General features: G+C 72.2%; 18 protein-coding genes. 13 read left to right on the plus strand and 5 right to left on the minus strand.

Annotated elements, in window-relative coordinates:
- Nucleotides 1-97: 97 nt before the first annotated feature.
- The 3 genes from Hbl1158_RS04175 to Hbl1158_RS04185 all read left to right on the plus strand — a co-directional run bounded on the left by Hbl1158_RS04175 (nucleotide 98) and on the right by Hbl1158_RS04185 (nucleotide 4,487).
- Nucleotides 98-1,585 carry a proton-conducting transporter membrane subunit gene (locus Hbl1158_RS04175; RefSeq protein WP_234298808.1) on the plus strand — a complete coding sequence of 496 codons (1,488 nt, stop codon included), beginning with the start codon at nucleotides 98-100 and terminating at the stop codon, nucleotides 1,583-1,585.
- On the plus strand, nucleotides 1,575-4,046 hold the full coding sequence (locus tag Hbl1158_RS04180) for a DUF2309 domain-containing protein (RefSeq protein ID WP_234298809.1): 2,472 nt from the start codon (nucleotides 1,575-1,577) through the stop codon (nucleotides 4,044-4,046). The genes Hbl1158_RS04175 and Hbl1158_RS04180 overlap by 11 nt, the downstream gene beginning before the upstream one ends.
- A gap of 63 nt (nucleotides 4,047-4,109) precedes the next feature.
- Nucleotides 4,110-4,487 (plus strand): Hsp20/alpha crystallin family protein, encoded by a 378-nt coding sequence (locus Hbl1158_RS04185; protein WP_234298810.1) that lies wholly within the window; start codon nucleotides 4,110-4,112, stop codon nucleotides 4,485-4,487.
- A gap of 110 nt (nucleotides 4,488-4,597) precedes the next feature.
- Here the strand turns inward: Hbl1158_RS04185 and Hbl1158_RS04190 are convergent, their stop codons facing one another.
- On the minus strand, nucleotides 4,598-5,536 hold the full coding sequence (locus Hbl1158_RS04190) for an ATP-grasp domain-containing protein (protein WP_234298811.1): 939 nt from the start codon (nucleotides 5,534-5,536) through the stop codon (nucleotides 4,598-4,600).
- 129 nt (nucleotides 5,537-5,665) lie between these two features.
- Between Hbl1158_RS04190 and Hbl1158_RS04195 the strand changes: the two genes are divergently transcribed.
- The 5 genes from Hbl1158_RS04195 to Hbl1158_RS04215 all read left to right on the plus strand — a co-directional run bounded on the left by Hbl1158_RS04195 (nucleotide 5,666) and on the right by Hbl1158_RS04215 (nucleotide 10,918).
- Nucleotides 5,666-6,319 carry an HVO_0476 family zinc finger protein gene (locus tag Hbl1158_RS04195; protein WP_234298812.1) on the plus strand — a complete coding sequence of 218 codons (654 nt, stop codon included), beginning with the start codon at nucleotides 5,666-5,668 and terminating at the stop codon, nucleotides 6,317-6,319.
- A gap of 262 nt (nucleotides 6,320-6,581) precedes the next feature.
- Nucleotides 6,582-7,757 (plus strand): GAF domain-containing sensor histidine kinase, encoded by a 1,176-nt coding sequence (locus tag Hbl1158_RS04200; RefSeq protein ID WP_234298813.1) that lies wholly within the window; start codon nucleotides 6,582-6,584, stop codon nucleotides 7,755-7,757.
- Nucleotides 7,758-8,049: 292 nt separating this feature from the next.
- On the plus strand, nucleotides 8,050-9,135 hold the full coding sequence (locus Hbl1158_RS04205; RefSeq protein ID WP_234298814.1) for a hypothetical protein: 1,086 nt from the start codon (nucleotides 8,050-8,052) through the stop codon (nucleotides 9,133-9,135).
- A 125-nt stretch (nucleotides 9,136-9,260) separates the two neighbouring features.
- Nucleotides 9,261-9,923 (plus strand): protein-L-isoaspartate(D-aspartate) O-methyltransferase, encoded by a 663-nt coding sequence (locus Hbl1158_RS04210; RefSeq protein WP_255764168.1) that lies wholly within the window; start codon nucleotides 9,261-9,263, stop codon nucleotides 9,921-9,923.
- 71 nt (nucleotides 9,924-9,994) lie between these two features.
- A complete protein-coding gene (locus Hbl1158_RS04215) occupies nucleotides 9,995-10,918 on the plus strand; it encodes a class I SAM-dependent methyltransferase (protein WP_234298815.1) in 924 nt (307 codons plus the stop codon).
- A 112-nt stretch (nucleotides 10,919-11,030) separates the two neighbouring features.
- Here the strand turns inward: Hbl1158_RS04215 and Hbl1158_RS04220 are convergent, their stop codons facing one another.
- Nucleotides 11,031-11,984: an ABC transporter permease gene (locus Hbl1158_RS04220; protein WP_234298816.1), complete on the minus strand. Its 954-nt coding sequence runs from the start codon at nucleotides 11,982-11,984 to the stop codon at nucleotides 11,031-11,033.
- 328 nt (nucleotides 11,985-12,312) lie between these two features.
- Here Hbl1158_RS04220 and Hbl1158_RS04225 point away from each other — a divergent pair, with 328 nt between their 5' ends.
- The 4 genes from Hbl1158_RS04225 (at nucleotide 12,313) to Hbl1158_RS04240 (ending at nucleotide 16,483) form a co-directional block, all read left to right on the plus strand.
- A complete protein-coding gene (locus Hbl1158_RS04225) occupies nucleotides 12,313-13,512 on the plus strand; it encodes an ABC transporter permease (protein WP_234298817.1) in 1,200 nt (399 codons plus the stop codon).
- A gap of 83 nt (nucleotides 13,513-13,595) precedes the next feature.
- A complete protein-coding gene (locus tag Hbl1158_RS04230; RefSeq protein ID WP_234299468.1) occupies nucleotides 13,596-14,621 on the plus strand; it encodes an ABC transporter ATP-binding protein in 1,026 nt (341 codons plus the stop codon).
- The gene (locus Hbl1158_RS04235) at nucleotides 14,618-16,111 is read left to right on the plus strand and encodes an ABC transporter ATP-binding protein (protein WP_234298818.1); all 1,494 of its coding nucleotides are present in this window, start codon (nucleotides 14,618-14,620) and stop codon (nucleotides 16,109-16,111) included. The genes Hbl1158_RS04230 and Hbl1158_RS04235 overlap by 4 nt, the downstream gene beginning before the upstream one ends.
- A 48-nt stretch (nucleotides 16,112-16,159) precedes the next feature.
- Nucleotides 16,160-16,483 carry a hypothetical protein gene (locus Hbl1158_RS04240; protein WP_234298819.1) on the plus strand — a complete coding sequence of 108 codons (324 nt, stop codon included), beginning with the start codon at nucleotides 16,160-16,162 and terminating at the stop codon, nucleotides 16,481-16,483.
- 98 nt (nucleotides 16,484-16,581) lie between these two features.
- Here the strand turns inward: Hbl1158_RS04240 and Hbl1158_RS04245 are convergent, their stop codons facing one another.
- Entirely contained in the window at nucleotides 16,582-16,878 is a 297-nt protein-coding gene (locus tag Hbl1158_RS04245) for a helix-turn-helix domain-containing protein (RefSeq protein ID WP_234298820.1), read from the minus strand.
- A 248-nt stretch (nucleotides 16,879-17,126) separates the two neighbouring features.
- Between Hbl1158_RS04245 and Hbl1158_RS04250 the strand changes: the two genes are divergently transcribed.
- Nucleotides 17,127-17,900 (plus strand): protein-L-isoaspartate O-methyltransferase, encoded by a 774-nt coding sequence (locus Hbl1158_RS04250; protein ID WP_234298821.1) that lies wholly within the window; start codon nucleotides 17,127-17,129, stop codon nucleotides 17,898-17,900.
- Nucleotides 17,901-17,948: 48 nt separating this feature from the next.
- Here Hbl1158_RS04250 and Hbl1158_RS04255 read toward each other — a convergent pair whose 3' ends face one another.
- Nucleotides 17,949-19,931 (minus strand): PAS domain-containing protein, encoded by a 1,983-nt coding sequence (locus Hbl1158_RS04255; RefSeq protein WP_234298822.1) that lies wholly within the window; start codon nucleotides 19,929-19,931, stop codon nucleotides 17,949-17,951.
- Nucleotides 19,924-21,360, minus strand: coding sequence for an ATPase domain-containing protein (locus Hbl1158_RS04260; protein ID WP_234298823.1), 1,437 nt, complete (start codon nucleotides 21,358-21,360; stop codon nucleotides 19,924-19,926). Before Hbl1158_RS04260 ends, Hbl1158_RS04255 begins: the two co-directional genes overlap by 8 nt.
- Between the last annotated feature and the right edge of the window lie 85 nt (nucleotides 21,361-21,445).

The following is a 21,445-nucleotide window of genomic DNA, read 5'->3' on the forward strand; positions in this document are numbered from 1 at the left end:
AATAACCAAACCGTTCTCGACTGCGGGTGAGGACGACCAGAACCGGCCCGTCGAACCGGTACCGGCCGACGAGACGGGTCGCGACACGGATCGAACGATGGCAGGACATACCTCGAAGAGGACGGTCGGAGCGCTCCCGGACACGACGGCGGAGTCGCCGTTCGTGCCCGTCGCACTAACCTGGCTCGCGTGGGTGCTGTTCGCCGCGAGCGTCGCCGCCCTCGCGGTCCGAGTCCTGTTCGGTGGCGACTGGGCGATCCCCGGCGTCGTCGCCGTCGACGGACTGACGGTCCTGATGTGGGTGGTCGTCACGTTCTTCAGCGGTATCGTCCACAGCTACTCCCGTCGGTACGTGGCGGGTACCGCCCACGAGACGAGGTTCTTCGTCCTCGTGTTCGGCTTCACGGTGACCGTGATGGGGCTCGTCGCGGCCGACCACCTCGCCCTGTTCGGGCTCCTGTGGCTGAGTATGGGCCTACTGATGGCGAAGCTCATCGGACTCGCCCGCGGCTGGAGGCAGGCGCGGGCCGCCGCGAGGGTCGCCCGCAGGCACTTCGCGGCCAGCAGCGGGCTCCTCGCCGTCGCGCTGGCGGCGCTGTGGTGGGAGACCGGCGCGACGACGGTCTCCGGAATCGCCGCGGCCGCCGACACGCCCGGCGGCTCGGTGTGGCTCGTCGCGGCCGGCGCGCTCGTCCTCGCGGCGATGATCCAGTCCGCGCTGATCCCGTTCCACACCTGGCTGCTCTCCTCCATGACCGCGCCGACGCCGGCGTCGGCGCTGATGCACGCCGGCTTCGTCAACGCGGGCGGCATCCTCCTCACCCGGTTCGCTCCGGTCGTCACCGTCGACTCCGCCCTCATGCTCGCGGTGGTCGCCGTCGGCGGGGCCAGCGCGATCGGCGGAAAGCTCCTGAAGTCCGTTCGGACGGACATCAAGGCCAAGCTGGGCTGTTCGACGGTCGGACAGATGGGATTCATGATCATGCAGGTCGGCCTCGGGTTCTTCGGGGCCGCGATCACCCATCTCATCCTCCACGGCTTCTACAAGGCCTACCAGTTCCTCAGCTCGGGCGAACGGGTCGAACACACCGCCCCAGATGGAGGGACCGGAGCCACGATAGGGCGGGTGGCGAGCGTGGGCGGCGTGGTCGTGACGCTCCTGACCGGCCTGGCCGGCGGCGCGCTGTTCGCGGTGCTCACCGGGAAGGGACTCCGCGTCGACAGCGGGCTCCTGCTGACGTTCTTCGTGGCGTTCACTACCCTCCACGCCGCCCGGGACGCGGTCCAGCAGACGTCGCTTCCGGCGGCAGCCCGCTACGCGGCCGTCCCGGTGGCGTTCCTCCCCGCCATCGTCGTCTACGCCGTGGTCTACGAGGGGGTCTCGGCGCTCCTGACCGTCGAGCCGGTGTCGACCGAGCTGACCGTCCTCCACGTCGTGATCGCCGCCGTCTTCGTCGGCATCTACGTCGGCATCGAGACTGGCGTCCACGAGAACAGCCGGCGTCTCTACGTGGCGCTGTTGAACGCCGGCCAGCCGTCCTCGGACACCGTGATGACCGCCACGGAGGAGTACAATGAGTACTGAACCCACCATCCACGACAGGATAGACGAGGCGGCCGCCGTCGTCGGGGGGCTCTGGCCGATACACTCGTTCGTGACGGCGAACCCCCTCTCCGGGTTCGAGGACCGGCCGTTCGACGAGGCGGTCGGACGGGCGGCCGACCTGCTGGGCGGCCGTGGCTACCCGAGCGCCGAGACGTTCCGCGGAGCGATGGAGCACGGTCAGATCGACCCGGAGATACTCGAATCGAAACTCGCCGAGGCCGGCTACGAGGGCGACCCCGAACTCCTGCTCGATCGCATGGCCGAGGCGGCCGACGCGGACACGCTCGCGGCCGACGGTGATACGGTCGACGCGGACGAGCACGCGGCCGACGATGACGCCGCCGGCGACGCCCGTACCGCCCGGGACCGCGCCGAGCAGATACTGTGCAAGTGGCTGTCGGCCTTCCTCGACGAGGGGAGCGCCCACTGGTCGATGCCGAACCGCGAGGCGGGGTTCTACACCGCCTTTCGCGAGGTCGCCCGCCACGACACCGAGATCCCCGACGAGGGAGTCGCCGCCGATCTTCCCGAAACGCCGACGGAGGCCATCGAGGCCGCGCTGGAGCCGTATACCGAGGATCGGTGGGTACGGATATTCGAGGAGCAGTTGGCCGCGCTCCCCGGCTGGACCGGCCTCATCAAACAGCGCGCCGAGGACGAGGGCGCGTGGCAGTCGGCTTGCCCGATCACGCTCGCGGGGTATCTCGCGGCCCGTCTGGCGTTGCTCGACGCCTTCGGCGTCGACATCGAGCCCTCGACGACCCCCGACGGCGTCGAGGTCGACGCGGGCGACGAACTCGCCGAGGCGTTCCTGAGCGCGTGGGAGGCGAGCTATCGAACCGAACTCGTCGAGCGCGTCGCCGCCGAGGGCCGGTCGCTCGACCGGCGTGACTCCTCGGGTCGCCCGGACGCGCAACTGGTGTTCTGTATCGACACCCGGTCGGAGGTCGTTCGCCGTCACATCGAGGCCGCGGGCGACTACGAGACCCACGGCTACGCCGGATTCTTCGGGATCCCGATGGAGTACCGGGGCTACGACGCCGACGTGTCGGTCGACGCCTGCCCGCCGATCCTCGAACCGGAGCACCACATCACCGAGGTACCGACCGACAGGGACACGCAGGCGAGACACGACCGCCTGTCGGGCGTCCGCGAGGTGGTCGACGAGGTCATCGAGACGCTCGAGGCCAACGCCGCCACGGCCTACGGATACGTCGAGACCGCGGGGAGCGGCTACGGTCTCGCGGTCGCGGCCCGCACGCTCCTCCCCGGTCGCGTCCACGACCTGCTCGACGTCGCCGACGACGCCGTGCCGGACGACCACGAGTTCTGTGATCAGATCGTCCGCCACCAGCACGAGTACGCCGGCGACCTCCCGGTGGGCCTGACGACCGAGGAGCGGGTCGAGTACGCCGCGACCGCCTTCGAACTGATGGGCTGGGAGGAGTTCGGTCGGCTCGTCGTCTTCGCCGGCCACGCCAGCGAGACGGCCAACAACCCCTACGACTCGAGTCTGGACTGCGGCGCTTGTGCCGGCAACCCCGGCGGCCCGAACGCCCGCGTCCTCGCGGCCATCTGCAACGACGAGACCGTGCGCGAGCGGCTCCGCGACCGCGGCATCGACGTGCCCGAGGACACCGTGTTCCTCGCCGGCCAGCACAACACGACCACAGACGAGATCGAACTGTACGACGGTCACGTCCCCGAGAGCCACGCCGAGGATCTCACGCGGCTCCGCGCCGACCTCGAGACCGCCCGCGCCGACGCGACCGCGGAGCGCGCCGCCGACATGGGCGTCGAGGGCGCATCGAGCGTCCGCGAGACGGAGCGCCGGGCCGCGGACTGGGCCGAGACCCGTCCGGAGTGGGGACTGGCCGGCAACGCCGCGTTCGTCGTCGGTCCGCGGGCGCTCACGGCGGACCTCGACCTCGACGGCCGCTCGTTCCTCCACTCGTACGACTGGTCGACCGACCCCGCCGGCGACGCGCTCGAGGCGATCCTGACCGGGCCGATGGTCGTCACCCAGTGGATCAACAGCCAGTACTACTTCTCGACGGTCGACAACTCGGTGTACGGGAGCGGGTCGAAGGTGACGCAGAACCCGGTCGGCAACGTCGGCGTCCACCAGGGCAACGGGGGCGACCTGATGACCGGCCTCCCGCTCCAGTCGCTGATGGCCGCCGACGGCGAACCGTACCACCAGCCGCTTCGGCTCTCGACGGTCGTCCACGCGCCCGTCGACCGCGTCACCGACGTTCTGGCCGACCACGGAGCGGTGACCGATCTGCTGGACAACGACTGGCTCTCGCTGACGGTCGTCGACCCGACCCGGGATCACCGCGCGTTCCGCTACGAACGGGACCTGAACTGGACGCCGGCGTCCGAGGTGGGGGAGGTCCGCCCGTCCACGGCGACCGCCCCGACGGCCGCGGACGACTGACCCGACGCGCTCCCCGAGACGGGGAGAAGGCTTATTCGGCACAGCGGCCAAGGCTGGAACAGAATGCGCGACGACCGTGACGATCCGTTCGGCGACATCTTCGACGAGATCGAGCGGATGATGAACGGGATGAACGGCGCGGGCGGCCCCGCCGACGGCGACGCGGGGTTCGCCGGCGAGACGCACGTGTCGGTGTACGAGGAGGGCGACACGCTCCGACTCGTCGCCGACCTCCCGGGCGTAGAGAAGGACGGGATCGACCTCCAGTGCGACGGTACGACGCTCACCATCTCCGCGACCGGCGAACACCGCCGGTTCGACGAGCGCGTCCGCCTCCCGGTCCGCGTCGACGAGCACTCCGCGAGCGCGTCGTTCAACAACGGCGTCCTCGAGGTGACGTTCGACGCCCTCGAGCCCTCCGCCGATATCGACGTGGAGTAGCCGCGTCGGTCGGCTCCGTTCGGCTCCGTCCGGTTCCGTTCGGTATCAACCCCGTCGACGCCGGCAGCGTCGCCGCTCATCGCGTCCGCCTCACCGCGCCCGCGACCCGCCTACCGAGTCGCCGTCCGTCGCACCAGCGCGGCGATGTCGGCGTCGAAGCCCTCGCGGTACTTCTCGGCGGCGTCGACCGTCGGCCGGGCGTTCGTCTCCGACACCACCAGCCGACCGTCCGTCTCCAGCAGGTCCACCCCGAGCAGCGGCGCGTCCAGCGCGGCGGCGGCCGCCTCCGCCAACCGGCGCGCGTCGTCCGCGAGGTCGACGCCCTCGGCGACCGCGCCGCGGTGGACGTTGTGCTTCCACCGCCCCGCGGCGAGCGCGTCGTCGGGGATACGGCGCTCGACCGCGCCCGCGTACTCGCCGTCGAGCACCATGACGCGGTAGTCGGTCGCGTCCGGCAGGAACTCCTGGAGCAGGTACGACTTGTCGCCGGTCGCGCGGTAGTCGTGGACCAAGTCGAGGTAGTCGGTCACCCCGAGCAGGGAGTCGGGGTCGGACGCCTTCGCGACGCCGGTCCCGCGGGTCGTCGAGTTCGGCTTGACGACCAGGGGGTAGCCGATCGCGTCGGCGGCGGCGAGCACGTCGGCCTCGTCGGCGGGGTTGGAGACGAGGCGCGTCTCCGGCACCGGGAGTCCGGCGTCCGCGAGTCGCGCGAGCGTCCCGGCCTTGTTGCGCGAGGCGAGCACGGTCTCGCGGCCGTTCACCCACGGCACCCCGAGGCGGGCGTCGACCACCGCGCCCTCCATCAGCCGCGACGGGTACACCCACCCGGCGTCGAAGCCGGCGAACTCCCCGGCCGCGTCGCCCGCGCGGTCGCCGTCGGCGGTCGCGTCGGCTCCCTCGCCGTCGGCGACGGTGAGCACGCGCTCGTCGACGCGCACGTGCTCGACGGCGACGCCGTGGGGCGCGAGGCGTTCACGGAGGCGTTCGAACGTCTCCGCGCGGGTCGTCACCGCGAGGCGAACGTCGGGGTCGGTCGGCGTGGCGGCCATCGGTCTACCGGCCCGAGGGGGCCCCGGGAGTTAGCGGTTCGGCTCCCGGTCGGCGGCGACCGCGTCACGCCCCCGCACGCGCGACCGGGGAAACGAGGCTTCTTACGGCCCGAGACGGTACGCCGGGGCATGAGCGATTCCGACGTTCCCTCGCAGGTGCCCGCGGAGTGCCCGGGCTGTGCCGAGGAGACGCCCCACGAGGTGCTGAAGCCCGGCGGCCACGCCACGGTGCAGTGTACGGCCTGCGGTCACACCCACAAGGTCGAGGTCCCCGAGCAGACCACCGTCGACGTCGACGTGATCGTCTCCCAGGACGGCGAGTCGTACGCCGCGACGCTGTCGGGCGACCCCGAGCAGGTCGTCGAGACCGGCGAGGAGTTCATCGTCGAGACCGAGGAGGCGATCCAGCAGGTGCGCGTCACTTCGATCGAACTCTCCGGCGACCGCCGCGTCGAGGAGTCCGACCTCGACCACGCCGCGACCGTCTGGACGCGCGTCGTCGACAACGTCGCCGTCAACATCACCGTCCACCCGAAGGACGGCCGCCGCGACGAGACCCGGAGCCTGAAGGTGTACGTCCCCGGCGACTACGAGTTCGTCGTCGGCGAGACGGTCTCCTTCGGCGACGACGAGATCGAGATCGAAGGCGTGCAGGTGCGCGACGAGGCCGCCGACACCTACCGCCACGAGAAGTTCGACCACGACGGCGACATGGTGTACGCCAAGGACGTGAAGCGGGTGTACGCCCGCGACACGAAGACCGCGGCCTGGTCGGCCTGGTAGGTCGGGTTCGCTGGCCGTCGGCGACCCGGAGCGTCGGGGTGCGATCGGACGATGGTACCGGCCGACCGCGAAGATCCGCTGGCAGGACGGCGACGTCGGCCGAGCGTAACAGAGCGTTTTGCGATCGGGTTCACGTATTCGTTGAGCCAACAGATATTTTTTCGATGAAAGAATAAATTAACGCGGAGAGTAGCTGCGATATCAGAGATCGAAGCGCGCCCCGAACCCAAGAGCGGCCGGACGGAGAAGACGGAGCCAACACATGAGCGACACCACACTCGCGGCACCGAAGGCGAGGGAGAAACTCTACGAGCGCGTTCGCAGGGACGCCCCGTTCGACCGGAAGGCCGAGGACGCCCTGGAACTGGGCCGACGGTACCTGGGCGTGGAGAACGGCCATCTCACAAGGATCGATCGGGAAACCGATCACTGGGAGGCGATCGCCAGCACCGATCCGGATGGCGGACGGTTCCACGCGGGCCTGGAACTGGACCTGGACGAGACGTACTGCCGTCGGACCGTCGAGGCGGACGACCAGGTTGCGCTCCACGACGCGCCGGAACAGGGGTGGGTCGACGACCCCGCCTACGAGGCCCACGAGCTCCGCTGCTATCAGGGGACGACGCTCGTCCTCGACGGGGATCCCTACGGGACGGTGTGCTTCGTCTCGTCGAACGTCCGCGAGGAGTTCGACGACGACGAACTGCTGTTCGCCGAACTCGTCGCCCGGCTGCTCGAACGCGAACTCGAGCGGGAGCGACACGAGGCCGAACTCGAACGACAGACCGCCCTCGCAACCGTACTCAACCGCGTTCTCCGGCACAACCTCCGGAACGACATGGGCGTCATCCGCGGCCGCACCCGGCTCATGGCCGAGGAGCTGGAGGACGACTCCGCGGGCGAGGTCGTCCTCGACCACGTCGACGGCCTCCTCGAACTCAGCGAGAAGGCGCGCGAGCTGGACCGGGTCGTTTCCGCCGAGTTCGAGTACGAGTCCGTAGACGTGCCGACGCTCGTCGAGGGAGTGGCCGAGTCGGTCGCGGAGGACTACCCCGCTGCGTCCGTGTCCGTCGACGCCGACGGGCGGGCCACCACCGACCTGCTGCCGAGCTTCGAGCGCGCCGTCGAGGAACTCGTCGAGAACGCCGTCAAACACGGCGGCGAGGAGCCGACGGTCGCGATCACCGCCGAGACGGTCCCGAACGCCGTCGAGATCCGGATCGCCGACGACGGCCCCGGCCTCCCGGACCAGGAGGTCGAGGTGTTGAACGCGGGGACCGAGTCACCTCTCCTCCACGGGAGCGGACTGGGCCTGTGGCTCGTCCGCTGGATCGCGTCCGGACACGGCGGATCGGTCGAGGCGACCGACACGGACGACGGGACGATGATGAGGGTGTCGGTCCCGCGAACGCCCCGGTTGACTGGCGTCGACCGCTGACGGGCATCGACCGCTGACGGGCGTCGACCGCCGACAGGTATCGACCGCCGACGGGCGAGACTGTGACCTCAGACCCCGTGGCCGTCGGACCGTGGAGGCGTGCCGGCGTCAGTAAGTGACAGAACGAGGATAGAAGTGCGCTTCAGCGAGCGCTTTTGATCCCCCGCGATCACGACCCGGACATGCGACACGGTCCCCGACCGCCCAGGCTCCAACGGCGACGGTCCCGACCACGGCGACGGCTCCGACCGCCGCGAGGCTCCCGACCGGACGTCCGACGCGGGGGTCGTCGATGAGCGGACGGAGCTGGCGCGTCGCCGACCCCTACGCCCGCCTGACCGATCCCGACGCGGCCGAGACGCCGCGGGAGACGAGCTTCGCGGACGCGGCGTCGAGCGCGAACTTCGTCGTCCACGAGCCGACGACCCTCCCCCGGGACTGCGTCGTCGAAACGGTGACGTACCGCCCCGAACAGCCCCCCGGACGGCCCGACGGGATCGACGCGGCGGGCATGGGCCAGACCCCCTGGAGTGACGGCAACCCCTCGAGCGTTCGGGCGGTGGTCCGCGGCGACGACCGGGCGCTGCGGATCAAGGAGTTCCTCTACGACTGGGCCCCGCCGGCCGCGAGCGTCGCGCCGCTGTGGCGCACGCCGGAGCCGACGCCCGTCGACTGCGGCGACGCGGTTGGCTGGCTCGGTACGGACTACGAGGACCGCCGCGGCGCGTGTCTCCAGCGCGAGTGCGCCCAGATCGAGGCCTCGGTCACCGACGGGACGTTCTCGGACGACGAACTCGCGGACCTGCTGTCCGGGATGGAGCCCGCCGACCCGGCCGCGAGCCGGGGCGTCCGCGACGCGCCGTTTCACGCGCTGAACTACTGGGTCCGCTACGGCTGTCGACCGCCCGGCGTCCCCCACGGCCTGTGGGACTATCCCGGTCCGCGCCCCTACGACGAGAGCCGACCGGTGTCGCGGTCGGCGCTCTCGCGCGACCCGCCCGCCCGGCCGCTGGTCCCCGCGAGCGACGACGTGTTCGCGCTCGACTCCGCGCTCGCGTTTCCCGACGCCGACGCCGTCGAGTGCGTGTTCCGGAACCGGGCGAACGGGAGCGACCACCTCTGGATCACGGCCGCCGCCGAGGGGAGCCGGCTCGCGCCCGACATCCCGCCGGAGCCGGCCGACCAGCCCTGCGAGCGACGCGAGGGGATCGACCTCCGCGACACGGTCGTTCACTACGCCGCCCTCGACGAGGAGCGCGGCGCGTGGGAGGCGCTGTGGCGCGAGGCCGGCACGCGGTACGCGGCGTGGGCCGGTGCCTCGCTCGCGCTCGACGGGACCGCGTTCCGCGGGGTCGTCGAAGGGCTCCGGGAGCCGTGAGCGACGGCTCGGCGGGTGTCGGGACCGCTGCCTCGGAGACTTCGTGATCGCGCTCGGAGCCGCTGGCCGGAGGGGGAGTCGCGCGTCGAGCCAGCCGTTTTGTGGCGTGCCCCCGAAGCGCCGCCATGGACACCGAGGCGGCCCGCGAGCGCATGGTCGACCGGCTCCGCGGTCGCGAGATCGATCCGGCGGCGCTCGACGCCCTGCGGACCGTCCCCCGCCACGAGTTCGTCCCCGGCCGCGACGCCGGCGCGGCCTACGCCGACCGACCGCTGCCCATCGGGGGCGACCAGACGATCAGCGCGCCGTCGGTGGTGGCGCTGATGTGTTCGCTGCTGGCTGTCGCCCCCGGCGACGACGTGCTGGAGATCGGCACCGGCTGCGGCTACCACGCCGCCGTCACGGCGGAACTCGTCGCAGGCGACCGTGCCGACGCCGGCGGCGTCTACTCCGTCGAGTACGATCCCGAACTGGCGGCGGCGGCCCGCGACCGGCTCTCGCGGCTGGGGTACGACGCCGTGCACGTCCGCGTCGGCGACGGCCACGAGGGCTGGTCCGAACACGCCCCCTACGACGCGGCGTACCTCACGTGTGCGACCCCCGAGATCCCCGAAGCGGTAGTCGACCAGGTCCGCGCGGGCGGCCGGGTCGTCGCGCCCGTCGGCGACGCCGTCGGCCGCTTCGGCGGCCAGCGACTCGTCCGCCTGACCGTCGGCGAGGACGGCATCGAGCGCGAGGACCACGGCGGCGTCCGGTTCGTGCCGATGCGAGGCGGCGAGGGGGACTGAGAGACGGCCCGCGGCGCGTCGCGGTCGCGGAGGGACGACCTTTTATTCCCTCCCGCGAAGCCAGGTGAACGATGCCGAGCGACGAGCGAACCGGACTCGACACCGGGTCGTTGCTGCTCGTGCGGGCCGCGCGCCTGACCGGGGTGCTCGAGGCGCTGCTCTCGACGGCCGGCACGCCCGGCGAGGTGGCCGCCGAGACCGACCTCTCCGTCGCGGACGCGGACCGGCTGGTCGGGGCGCTCGCGGACCTCGGGCTGTTCGAGGAGGTCGACGGCGCGTACGAGCCGACCAACCGCGCGCTCGGCATGCTCGCCAAGCGCGACGTGCGTTCGATCGGCGCGATCCCGCACGAACTGGATCGCCTCGAGGAACTCGTCGGCCTGCCCGAGACGCTGGAGACGGGCGTGCCGCCCGAGCGGCCCGCCGAGTGGGAGGTCAACGCCCTCGGAGCCCACCACGCGAGCGACGAGGCGACCGTCCGTGCGCGGGTCACGGCCGCGGTCCGCGCGGCTCCCGACGCCGACTCCGTCGTCGACGTGTGTGGGGGATCGGGCGTTCACGCCCGCGAGTTCGCCGCCCGCGGCCTCGACGCGACGCTCGTCGAGTCGCCGTCGGCCGTCGACGCGCTGGGTCGGGTCCACGGCGACCGCGTCCGCCTCCACGCCGGGACGCCGGCGGCGCTCGAGGAGTCGTTCGGTCTCGCCTTTCTCGGCGGCGTGCTCTCCGGAATGGACCCCGCGGAGGCGCGGGCGACGCTCGCGGTGACTGCCGACCTGCTGTCCCCCGGTGGCGCGCTCGTCGCCGTCGACGCCCTCGGCGACGGATCGGCGGCGAGCGTCGCCGCCGAGGCCCGCGGACTGGCCACCGGGCACGGGGGCGCACACGACCCCGACGAGGTGCGCGACTGGCTCGCCGAGGCGGGGCTGGCCGACGTTCGGATCGAGTCGGTACCTGGCACCGAGGACACCGCGGTGATCGGCGTCGTCGACGACTGAGACGGTCGAGGAACTCCGGCGGTACCACGGGGCCGGGGAGTCGCTCCCCGTCGACGACTCACTTCGCGTCGACAGTTCACTCCGCGCCGACGGTACAGTCCGCGTCGGCAGTTCACTCCGTGCCGGTACGCGGGTCGACCACAGCGGTCACCACGTCCTCGATGAGCGTCCCGACGACGCCCAACAGCGACGTGACGAGCGTCGCCGCGAGCACGACCGCGATGTCGCGGTCGCGGATGGCCGTCAGCGTCACCTCGCCGAACCCTGGGATCCCGAGCGCCGTCTCGACGAGGTAGACGCCGAGCAGGAGCACCGCGAGCACCCGGATCGAGAACAGCGACACCAGCGGCGGGGCCGCGTTGCGCAGGACGTGCGCGGCGATCCGACGCGGGGGCGCGCCGTTGGCGCGGACGAGCTTCACGAACGGTCGCCCGGTGACCGCGGCGGCCTCGGCGGCCGCGTACCGCGTCAGCGTCGCCCCCAGCGTCGTGGCGACGACGACTGCGGCGGTCGCGAGCGCGAGTCGGTTCGACCCCGCGAACGCGCCCAACTCGGGGTCCCAGCGGACCAGGAGGTCCGCCTCCGCGGCCGCGAGGAACGCCAGCGCCTCCGCCAGGAGGAACGCCGGCATCGCCGCCCCGAGGTGCGAGAACGCGTCGGCGACGCGGCCGGCGGCTCCGCGCCACACGGAGGAGGCCAGCCCGCCGAGCACGCCGAGGAGGCCGGCGGCCGCGACGCCCGGCACGAGGTACGCCAGCGTGTTCTTCAGCGCCGGCGCGAGGATCGCGTTCACCGGGCGCTGCTGGACGTACGACTGCCCGAACTGGAGCGTTCCGAGCTCCCACATCCAGTGGGCGTACCGCTCCCACAGCGGGTCGTCGTAGTTCATGCGCTCGCGGTACTGCTCGGCCACCTGCCGGGCCTCGTCGGCCGGGAGGCCGTACTGGAGGATGCTGAGGTTGTGGTCGGGGGCGGCCACGAGGCCCAGGAACGCCGCCGTGACGACGACCCAGACGACGAACACCGCCCACCCCAGTCGTCGCGCGAGGAACGCGCGGCGGCTCACGGCGGGACACCCCCTCGGAGCGGCGTCCACGCGGGGACCGTGGTCTGCATGTCGGTGTCGTCCAGTCGACAGGGACAAAACTGTACCGTGGCTGAGCCGACGATTTCAGTCACCGTCACGAATATGCCCCTCCGGTCGGTCGCCCCGAGGTGTCAATGGTCCCCACTCGACTGCTGACGGCGGTTCGCCCGGACGCGTCCGGGCGTCGCTCGCGGCGTCGCCGACGCGGTCGCCGAGCGGTCACGCCGGGTCGTCGCCCGCGGCGGACGATCGCCCGCGGCGGACGCGGTCCGCGACGGGAGTCGACGCCGTCGTCGGAGGTGCGACCGTGAGCGGCGGCACGGCCCCCGAGGACGGTCGCTTCGCCGTCGACCGGGGCGATCCCGGCCCGCTCGAACGCCTTCCGGTCGCCCCGCGGACGGTCGGTCTGCTCGCCACCTGGCTCGTGCTCGCGGCCGCCGGGCTCTGGGAGGAACTCGTCACCACGGAGGGCGTCGTCCCGTTCTGGGGGTTCGCCACCGGGATCATCGAGTACCTCTACTACGCCTCGCTCGCGGTCGTCGCCTGGTACCTGGTCGTGCCGCTGGCGCGCCGGCCCGACCTGCGGCGGCGCTACTGGCGACGGCTCCGCCGGAAGCCGCTGGCGCTCGCGTCGGCGGCGTACCTCCTCCTCCTGTGGTACGCCGCGACGTTCGGGACGTGGACGCTGTCGGTGCTCGGGATCGAGTCGACCGATAACATCCGGTACGGCGTGCCGGCGGCGCAGCCGCCCGCCTGGACCGCCGTCGAGATGTCGCCGACGATCCCGTACTGCCTCGCCTCCCGCGAGGGCGACATGTGTCCGGGGACGTGGACGTTCCCGCTCGGGACCACCGTCGACGGCAACGGGATGGTGCACCTGATGGTCGAAGGCGCGCGCGTCGCCGTTCAGGTGTCGCTCGTGACCGCCGCGCTCGTCGTTCCGTTCGCGGTCGTCGTCGGCACCGTCGCCGCCTACTACGGCGGGCGCGTCGACGCGTTGCTCATGCGGTACGTCGACCTCCAGCGCGTCGTCCCCGCGGTGTTCGTCGTCCTGCTCGTCCAGGAGTCGTTCAACCGCAGCCTCGTGACGATCGTCGTCGTCTTCGGGCTGTTCGACTGGGACGGAACCGCCCGACTCGTCCGCAGCGCCGCCGCCTCGCACGTCGACGCCGGCTACGTCCGCGCCGCCCGCGACGCCGGCATGAGCGACCTCGCGATCGTCCGTACCCACGTCGTCCCGAACGTCGGCGACACCGTCGTCGCCGCGGTCGCCGACCGCATGCCGACGCTCGTGCTCGTCGAGGCCGGGATCGCCTACCTCGGCTTCACCAACCCCCTCGCGCAGTCGTGGGGGTCGACCATCGCGATCGGCTTCTCGCGGTTCCCCGAGCTGTGGTGGACCGTCCTGTTCGCCGCCGTCCCGCTCGTGCTCACCGTCGCCGCGATGTCGGTACTCGGGGACGCCCTGCGCGACGTGCTCGACCCCCGCGCGGAGGTGAGCGCGTGAGCCGCCGCGATCCGCCGACAGCGGACGCCGGCGGCGACGACGACGCCCGCGACTCTGGCGGAGCCATCGCCGGCGACAGCGACATCGACGGGACCGTCACCCGCGACGGGGACGAGGACCCGCTCCTCTCGGTGCGGGACCTCCGGACGCAGTTCCCGACGGCACAGGGGACGGTCCGCGCGGTCGACGGCGTCTCCTTCGACGTGTACCCGGGCGAGACGGTGTGTCTCGTCGGCGAGTCGGGGTCGGGCAAGACCGTCACCTGCGAGTCGATCGCCCGCCTCGTCGACGAGCCCGGCGAGGTCGTCGGCGGGGAGGTGCGCTTCGACGACCGCGACCTCGTCTCGCGCTCCGAGCGCGAGATCCGGTCGGTGCGGGGCGACCGCATCGCGTACGTGTTCCAGGACCCCCAGCAGGCGCTCGATCCGGTGTACGAGATCGGCGCGCAGGTCGCGGAGGTCGTCGGCTACCACCGAGCGGTGAGCGACGCCGCCGCCCGCGAGCGCGCCGTCGAGCTGCTCGACCGCGTCGGGCTCCCGAACGCCGCCGACCGCGCCGACGACTACCCCCACCAGCTCTCGGGCGGGATGAAACAGCGCGTCGCGATCGCGATGGCGCTGGCGGGGGATCCGGACCTGCTGATCGCCGACGAGCCGACGACGGCCCTCGACGTGACGATCCAGGCGCAGATCCTCGACCTCTTCGCCGACCTGGGCGAGCGCGAGGGGCTGGCGACGCTGTTCGTCACCCACGACCTGGGCGTCGTCGCCGGGATCGCGGACCGCGTCGTCGTCATGTACGGCGGGCACGTGATGGAGCGCGGCGACGTGCGGCAGGTGTTCGAGCGGCCGGCGCACCCGTACACCCGGGCGCTGCTGGCGTCGCTGCCCGGTCGCGGCGGCGAGCGCATCGGCGGCGAGCCGCCGAACCTCCGCGACCCGCCCGACGGCTGCCGGTTCCACCCGCGGTGTCCCCACGCCGTCGGGGAGTGTTCCTCGGGCGAGGGACCGCCGCTGTACGACGCCCCCGCCGGCGGCGAGGCCGCCTGCGTCTTCTACGACGGCGTCCGCGACCCGAGCGTCCTCGACGAGGACGGGGGTGCGCCGTGAGCCGCGACCGCGACCCGGACGCGCAGGCCGCGTCCGGACGGGCCGTCGGCAACGACTCCGCGACCGCCGGCGGCGACAGCGTCGGCGACGGCGACCGCCCCGCGAACGACCCGCTGGTGGTCGTCGAGGACCTCGAGCGTCACTACCCGATCCGGTCGGGGCTGCTCCGCCGGCGGACCGGCGCGGTCCGCGCGGTCGACGGCGTCTCCTTCGAGATCGGCCGCGGGGAGGCGCTGGGGCTCATCGGCGAGTCGGGATCGGGGAAGTCGACGGTCGCGGAGACGCTGTTGCGGCTGGACGAGCCGACCGGGGGAACGGTCCGCTTCGACGGCACGCTCGTCGCGGGCGGCGACCGCGACGGGAACGCCGCCGGCGATGCCGGCGACGCCGGGGCCGACTCCGAGGCGCTCTCGGAGCTCCGCCGGCGGACGGCGATGGTGTTCCAGGACCCCTCCTCCAGCCTCGATCCTCGGATGACCGTCGGCGAGTCGGCGGCCGAACCGCTGTCGGTCCGGGGCGTCGCCCGCGGGCGTCGGCGCGAGCGCGTGGCGACGCTGTTCGATCGCGTCGGCCTGAGCCCGGACCACCGCGACCGCTACCCGCACGAACTCTCCGGCGGGCAGAAGCGCCGTGTTTCGATCGCCCGAGCGCTCGCGCTCGACCCCGAGTTCGTCGTGCTCGACGAGCCGACGGCGGCGCTGGACGTGTCGGTGCAGGCGGAGATCCTGGGGCTCCTGGAGGACCTTCGCACCTCCTTCGACCTCTCGATGCTGTTCATCAGCCACGACGTGAGCGTGATCCGCGAGGCGTGCGACCGGGTCGCGGTGATGTACGCCGGCGAGGTGGTCGAGACGGGGCCGACGGCGGCCGTCCTCGACGATCCCGCCCACCCGTACACTCGTGCGCTGTCGGCGGCGGTGCCGACGCCGGACCCCCGCGCGGGGCGGCCGGAGAACGTCCTCTCGGGGGCCGTCCCCGACCCGGCCGACCCTCCAGACGGGTGCCGGTTCCACACCCGTTGTCCGGAGGTGATTCCGCCGGAAGGGAGCGGCCTCACGAGCGAGGAGTACGGTGCGGTGATCGACTTCCGCGTCGCGCTCGCGGACGGCGCGATCGACCCCGACGGCCTGCGCGATCCGGCCGACGGCGACGACGAAACCGCCCTCGCGGACGCGTTGCGGGCCGAGTACGACCTCCCGGACCCCGACGGGGAGGCGGGGCGCGCGCTCGACGACGCCGTCGCCCGCGCCGCCGCCGGCGACGCGGCCGACGCCGCGAGTCTGCTCCGAGAGTCGTTCGAGTCGGTGTGCGTCCGCGAGTCGCCCCGGCGGACGCCCGTCGGTGACGCCGGCGACGACCGCGGATACGACGACGGCCGCGACGGCGACAACGACGACGACGAGCGCGACCGACGCGTCGGCGACGACGGCGGCGACGTGACGGCCGCGACGAGGCCCCGGACGTCGGCGTGTCACCTGAGGAACGGGTAGCGGTCGGGGCCCGTACGACTTTCACGTCGGGGTCGCCTAATCGGAACGATGACCTCGCTCGGATCGTCCCTCCGTTCGGACGGACGCGTCGCGTTCGCCCGCGTGACCGCCCTCGTGACTGCCGCGCTGCTCGCGGTCGTCGCGCTCGCACGGGCGACGCCCCTGTCGGAGGCGGCGTCGCTCGTCGCGTGGCCGGCGCTGGCGGCGGCGTTCCTGCTCGATACCGCGGCGTACAACGAACTGGGCGTCGTCGTCGGCGACGCGGGCTTCTGGGCGCTGTTCGTCGTGTTCGCCGTCGTCCAGGCCGCCGCGGTCGTCGCTGTCGCCCGTCGGCTTCGCGGCCGCTTCAGACGGCGCGTGAACAGCGCATGACGACGGAACTGGCCGCGAACTGACCGCGGGAGGACGAACCGAGGACCGGTCGCCGGAGGCGCAACTGCGAGGGGCCGACTGCCACCGAGTCCGGTCGACTACTGGGCGGAGGCCGACGACTCGGAAGCGATCCCGATCTCGCCGTCGATGTCGGTCTCGACGTGATCGTCGCCGAGAGAGTAGAAGCGCTGGCGCGCGTCCATGATGTTCAGTTCCTCGCGCAACACGTCGGCGTCCCTGAGTTCCTCGAGCGCGTAGCGGACGGTTCGCTGCGGGAGCAGCGTCTCCTCGGCCAACTCCGCCTGGGTGAGTCGGGTCTCTCGCTCTAGCACGACGAACACGAGTTTGGCGCTCGGTGGGAGATCGGCGACCGCTTCGCGGAGATCATTTGTCATCGGATCCTCGCACGGCCCCCGCCGGCAAAGTGCTCTCCCGGGTGTGTTCGACCGGCGCACGAGCGATCGGTGGTGGGATCCGGGAATCGGTCGGGCTCCGGAGAACGGTCGGGCTGCGGGAATCGATCGGGTGCCGCCGGGAATCGGTCGAGTGCCGCCGGGGTGTCCGCGGGGCGTCGGTCGGACGGACCGCTCCGGCGTCGGCGACGAGCGCACGACTCATTACCGCCGAGACCGACACGCCGCGTATGGACGGGCCGGACCCGGCGCTGCTGCGCGAGGATATGCTCGACGCCGTCGAGCACGCGCTCGGTGACGCGCCGGCGGAGGAAGTCCGCGAGGCGATGACGACGGTCCCCCGCGAGGAGTTCGTCGCGGAGGCCCCGTACGCGAACCGCGCGGGCGAGCAGGGCGGAACGCGGGTGCTCGCGCCGGCGACGGTCGCGCGACTGCTGTCGGCGCTCGCGGCCGAGGAGGGCGACGAGACGCTCGTCGTCGGCGTCGGCGTCGGCTACACCGCGGCGGTGCTGGCCGAGATCGTCGGGGCGAGGCGCGTCCACGCCGTCGACATCTCCCGACGGGTGGTGTACGACGCCCGACAAAACCTCGCGGCGGCGGGCTACGACGCCGTGCTGGTCGACCGCGCCGACGGCGCGAGCGGCCTGCCGGCGTACGCCCCCTTCGACCGCGTGCTCGTCGAGGCGGCGGCCGTCGAGCCGCCCCGCGACCTCCTCGACCAGCTCGCGCCCGACGGTCGGCTGGTGCTGCCCCGCGGGCGAGGGGCGGACCAGACGGTCGTCGCGTTCGAGCCCGACGGCTCGGGCGGTGCCGTCGAGGTCGACACCGCGGGTCCGGTGTCGCTGTCGCCGTTGCTCGTGGAGGGCGAGGAGGCCGGCGCGGGCGTCCGCAACCGCACCCGTCGGGAGGACGCGGAGTTCTCCGATCAGGGCTACTTCGCGAAGAGCGGCTGGGAACACGAGTGGATCGACTGGGACGACCGACTCACCGGGACCGACCGCTGACCGGCCGGGTCGTCCCCCGCCGGCGTCGGTCGCCGTTCCGAACCGTCGTCACCTCTCAGTCCCGTTGCGGCGGTTCCCGGACGCTGCCGGATCACCGTCGCCGTCGGAATCGGAACCGAGACCGTCGCCGCCGTCGGGATCGGCCTTTGCGTCGGGGTCGACCACGGGAAACCGCGCGGTGACGACGGCTCCGCCGCCGTCGCGCTCGGCGTAGTCGACCGTCCCGCCGGCGGCGTCGACCGTCCACCGGACGAGCCACAGCCCCACACCCTGCCCGTGTCTCGTCTGGCTCTCCGTGCCGCGGTCGAGCGCCGCCCGGCTGTCGGCGGTGATCCCCGGTCCCTCGTCGAGGACCCGGAGGACGACTTCGTCGCCGTCGCCGCGCACCGACACGGTCACCGGCGTGTCGCCGCCGTGTTGGACCGCGTTGGTGACGAGTTCCTCCGCGACCAGCGAGATCGGCGCGGCTCCGGCGACGTGAACGGTCTCCGCCGGGAGCGACAGCCGGAGTTCCGCCGTCGGGTCGGTTCGGGCGACGTCGGTGACCGCGTCGCGCACGATCGCGCCGGCGTCGACCGGGTCGCGCTCGCGGGCGGCGACCACGTCCTCGCGGAAGCGGCGGACGCTGTCCGAGAGGTCGAGGATGTCCGTGGCCGCGGTATCGATCCGGTCGACGGACTCCCGGAGCCGCTCCACGTCCACCGCCCCCGCGCCGCGCTCGTCGTCGGCGAGCGCCTCCCGAAGCACCCGATCGATCTCGTCGGCGTAGCCGACCACGACGTTGAGCCGGTTGCGGACGTTGTGTCTGAGCACGCGATCGAGCACGGTGAGCCGCTGGTTGCGCGACACGCGGTCGGTCACGTCGCGCTGGAAGCCGAGGTAGTGGGTCACCTCCCCGTCGGCGTCCCGGACCGGCGAGATGTCGAGCGCGTTGTACCAGGCCCGTCCGTCCTTGCGGCGATTCAACAGGACCACCGACGCCTCCTCGTCGTTCTCGATCGCGCGACGGATCCGGGCGACGGGCTCGGGATCGGTCGCGTTCGTCTGGAGCATCCGCGGGTTCCGCCCGAGCAGCTCCGCGGCGTCGTACCCGGTGAGCCGCTCGAACTCCTCGTTGACGTAGATGAGCGGATCGTCGGGACGGGTGTGGTCGCAGATGGTGATCCCGACGGTCGCCTCGTTCATCGCCCGCCCGTACAGCGACAGTTGGCGCTCGTTCGCTCGGTGCTCGCGGAGGTCGTGAACGAGCACCTCCACGTCGTCGTCGTCGACGCGCACGGCCGTCAGCTCGACGGGCAGGGAATCGGTCGCGGGCGACACGCCCGGCGACCCGACGCCGTCGGCCCCGTCGTCGACGTCCGCCCCTCCGTCGGCGTCGGACGCGAGCGAGCGCGTCAGCGACACCTCGATCGGGCCGGCACGCTCGCCGGCGGCGGCGGTCGCGAGCGCCTCGGCGACGCGGTCGCGGTCGGCCGGGAGCGCGAGCGACACGATCGGGGTGTCCTCCAGTCGCTCGGCGGGAACGCCCAACAGCGAACTCGCCGCCGGGTTCGCGTACGACACCACGCCGTCGGCGCAGACGAACACGCCGTCCGGGTGGTGGGTGAGGAGTCGCTGGAAGCGGTTCCGGCTCGCCGCCAGCTCCGTCGAGTAGGTCCGCGCCCGCCCGAGCGACCGGAGTCGACGCGCGAGCACCGCCCGCCGAACGGGGGCGGCGATCACGTCGTCGACCGCGCCGTCGGGCAACTCCGCGAGCGCTCGCTCGGGGTCGCCGTACCGCTCGGGCACGTACAACAGCGCCGGGAGGTAGGTGCTCGCGCCCCGCTTGCGGACCGCGAGCGCGCCGCCGTGATCCCGAGCGCCGGCGACGTCGAGCAGGCACACGTCGAACGCGGCGTCGAACGGATCGCCGTCGCCGGCGACGACCGGTTCGAAGCCGTCGGCGTCCTCGAGCCACCGGCGGAGCAGGTCGCGGTCGGTCGATTCCTCGACGACGAGCTGTACCCTCGTCGCCGCCGAGCGCTCACTCATCGAGCAGCTCGGGACTCCCCGAGAGGACCCCTCGAAGTCGGGTCATCGGCTCGCCGAGGTCGATACCCTCGTCGGTGATCCGGAACTCCCGGAGGGTTCGTTCGAAGTCCGACGTCCGCTTTTTCAACACGCCGATCGCCTTCCGGAGTTCGCCCTGAAGCTCCAGGTACCGGAGGAAGACGATCGTGTCGGCGAGGTAGCTGATGCGGTCGCTCGTCACCTCGAAGTCGCCGGTGACGCTCCCCACGTCGTCGACGAGTATCGCCGTGACGCCAACGTTCCGGAGGTACCGACACAGCGCGTGGAGTTCGCGAACGATGTCGTCGTCCTCGCCGCGAAGCGAGAGCCGGTAGCCGGAGACGCCGTCGATCAGCACCGTCTCGACGCCCTCCTCCTCGACGGCCGTGCGGACCTCCGCGGCGAACTCGTCGGGCGAGACTCCGAGCGGCTCCACCTCCCGCACGTCGAGAGTTCCGGTGTCCCGGAGCCGCCGCATCGGCAGGCCGGTCGCCTCCGAGCGGTGCGTGAACGTCGACGCGCTCTCCTCGAACAGGAACGCCACCGCCCGCTCGTCGCGGGCGGCCGTCTCCGCGAGGAAGTTCGCCGCGGTGGTCGTCTTTCCCACGCCGCTGGGCCCCGACAGCACCGTCACGGTCCCGCGGTCGATGCCGCCGTGCAGGAGGTCGTCGAGTTCGTCGACGCCCGAGGAGACGGTCTCGGCGGTGAACTCGACCGCGTGGTCGCCGGGGACCAGACGCGGGTACACCCGGACGCCGCCCTCCCGGATCCGGGCGGTGTGGACGCCGCTCGCGAACCCCGAGCCGCGGAACTTCCTGACCTCCAGCGTCCGGCCCTTCTCGGCGTGCGACAGCGAGACGGTGCCGTCGCAGACGAACTCCAGGTCGTCGTCCGGCACCGACGACGACGGCTGGGTCGAGAACAGCACGGTCGCCCCGCGATCGGTGAGAAAGCGAATGAACGACGCGACCTCGCGTCGGAACTGGTAGTCGTCGCGCACGTAGTGGCGCAACTGCGTCATCGGGTCGACGAACACCCGGTCGGGGTCGTGCTCGTCGACGGCTCGGGCGATCCGATCTGTGACTCCGTCTGCCTCCACCTCGTCGGCGGCGAACACGTCGTACCTGCGGTCCTCGTCGAAGGCGTCGCCGTCCGGGCTCAGGTCCAGAAACGCCACGTCCGCCGCGTCGATGCCGAGGCGCTCGGCGTTCGCGCGAACGTTCTCGGCGGGCTCCTCGAAGCCGACGAACAGCGTCGATCCCTCTCCGGCGGTGAGGAACTGCAGGCCGAGGACCGTCTTCCCAGTCCCCGGTGCGCCGCTGAGCATGTATGCACGCTCGGGGACGAACCCCCCGTGCAACACGGTGTCCAGTCCGGGCACGCCGGGATCGACGCGTCCCCGTTGATCCATACCGGTACACCTTGTGGCTGAGTTACTTAACAACCCCGACCGGCCGTGACACGCGAAACGACTTTCACGCGATCCGACGAGTCGC

It is taken from the genome of Halobaculum sp. CBA1158 (assembly GCF_021431925.1).
GTDB lineage: Archaea > Halobacteriota > Halobacteria > Halobacteriales > Haloferacaceae > Halobaculum.

Coding starts and splice junctions, on each gene's coding strand:
- Hbl1158_RS04240 (WP_234298819.1), top strand. CDS start 16,160: ATGACCTCGCTCGGATCGTCCCTCCGTTCGGACGGACGCGTCGCGTTC.
- Hbl1158_RS04250 (WP_234298821.1), top strand. CDS start 17,127: ATGGACGGGCCGGACCCGGCGCTGCTGCGCGAGGATATGCTCGACGCC.
- Hbl1158_RS04260 (WP_234298823.1), bottom strand. CDS start 21,360: ATGGATCAACGGGGACGCGTCGATCCCGGCGTGCCCGGACTGGACACC.
- Hbl1158_RS04180 (WP_234298809.1), top strand. CDS start 1,575: ATGAGTACTGAACCCACCATCCACGACAGGATAGACGAGGCGGCCGCC.
- Hbl1158_RS04200 (WP_234298813.1), top strand. CDS start 6,582: ATGAGCGACACCACACTCGCGGCACCGAAGGCGAGGGAGAAACTCTAC.
- Hbl1158_RS04245 (WP_234298820.1), bottom strand. CDS start 16,878: ATGACAAATGATCTCCGCGAAGCGGTCGCCGATCTCCCACCGAGCGCC.
- Hbl1158_RS04175 (WP_234298808.1), top strand. CDS start 98: ATGGCAGGACATACCTCGAAGAGGACGGTCGGAGCGCTCCCGGACACG.
- Hbl1158_RS04215 (WP_234298815.1), top strand. CDS start 9,995: ATGCCGAGCGACGAGCGAACCGGACTCGACACCGGGTCGTTGCTGCTC.
- Hbl1158_RS04205 (WP_234298814.1), top strand. CDS start 8,050: ATGAGCGGACGGAGCTGGCGCGTCGCCGACCCCTACGCCCGCCTGACC.
- Hbl1158_RS04255 (WP_234298822.1), bottom strand. CDS start 19,931: ATGAGTGAGCGCTCGGCGGCGACGAGGGTACAGCTCGTCGTCGAGGAA.
- Hbl1158_RS04185 (WP_234298810.1), top strand. CDS start 4,110: ATGCGCGACGACCGTGACGATCCGTTCGGCGACATCTTCGACGAGATC.
- Hbl1158_RS04190 (WP_234298811.1), bottom strand. CDS start 5,536: ATGGCCGCCACGCCGACCGACCCCGACGTTCGCCTCGCGGTGACGACC.
- Hbl1158_RS04210 (WP_255764168.1), top strand. CDS start 9,261: ATGGACACCGAGGCGGCCCGCGAGCGCATGGTCGACCGGCTCCGCGGT.
- Hbl1158_RS04195 (WP_234298812.1), top strand. CDS start 5,666: ATGAGCGATTCCGACGTTCCCTCGCAGGTGCCCGCGGAGTGCCCGGGC.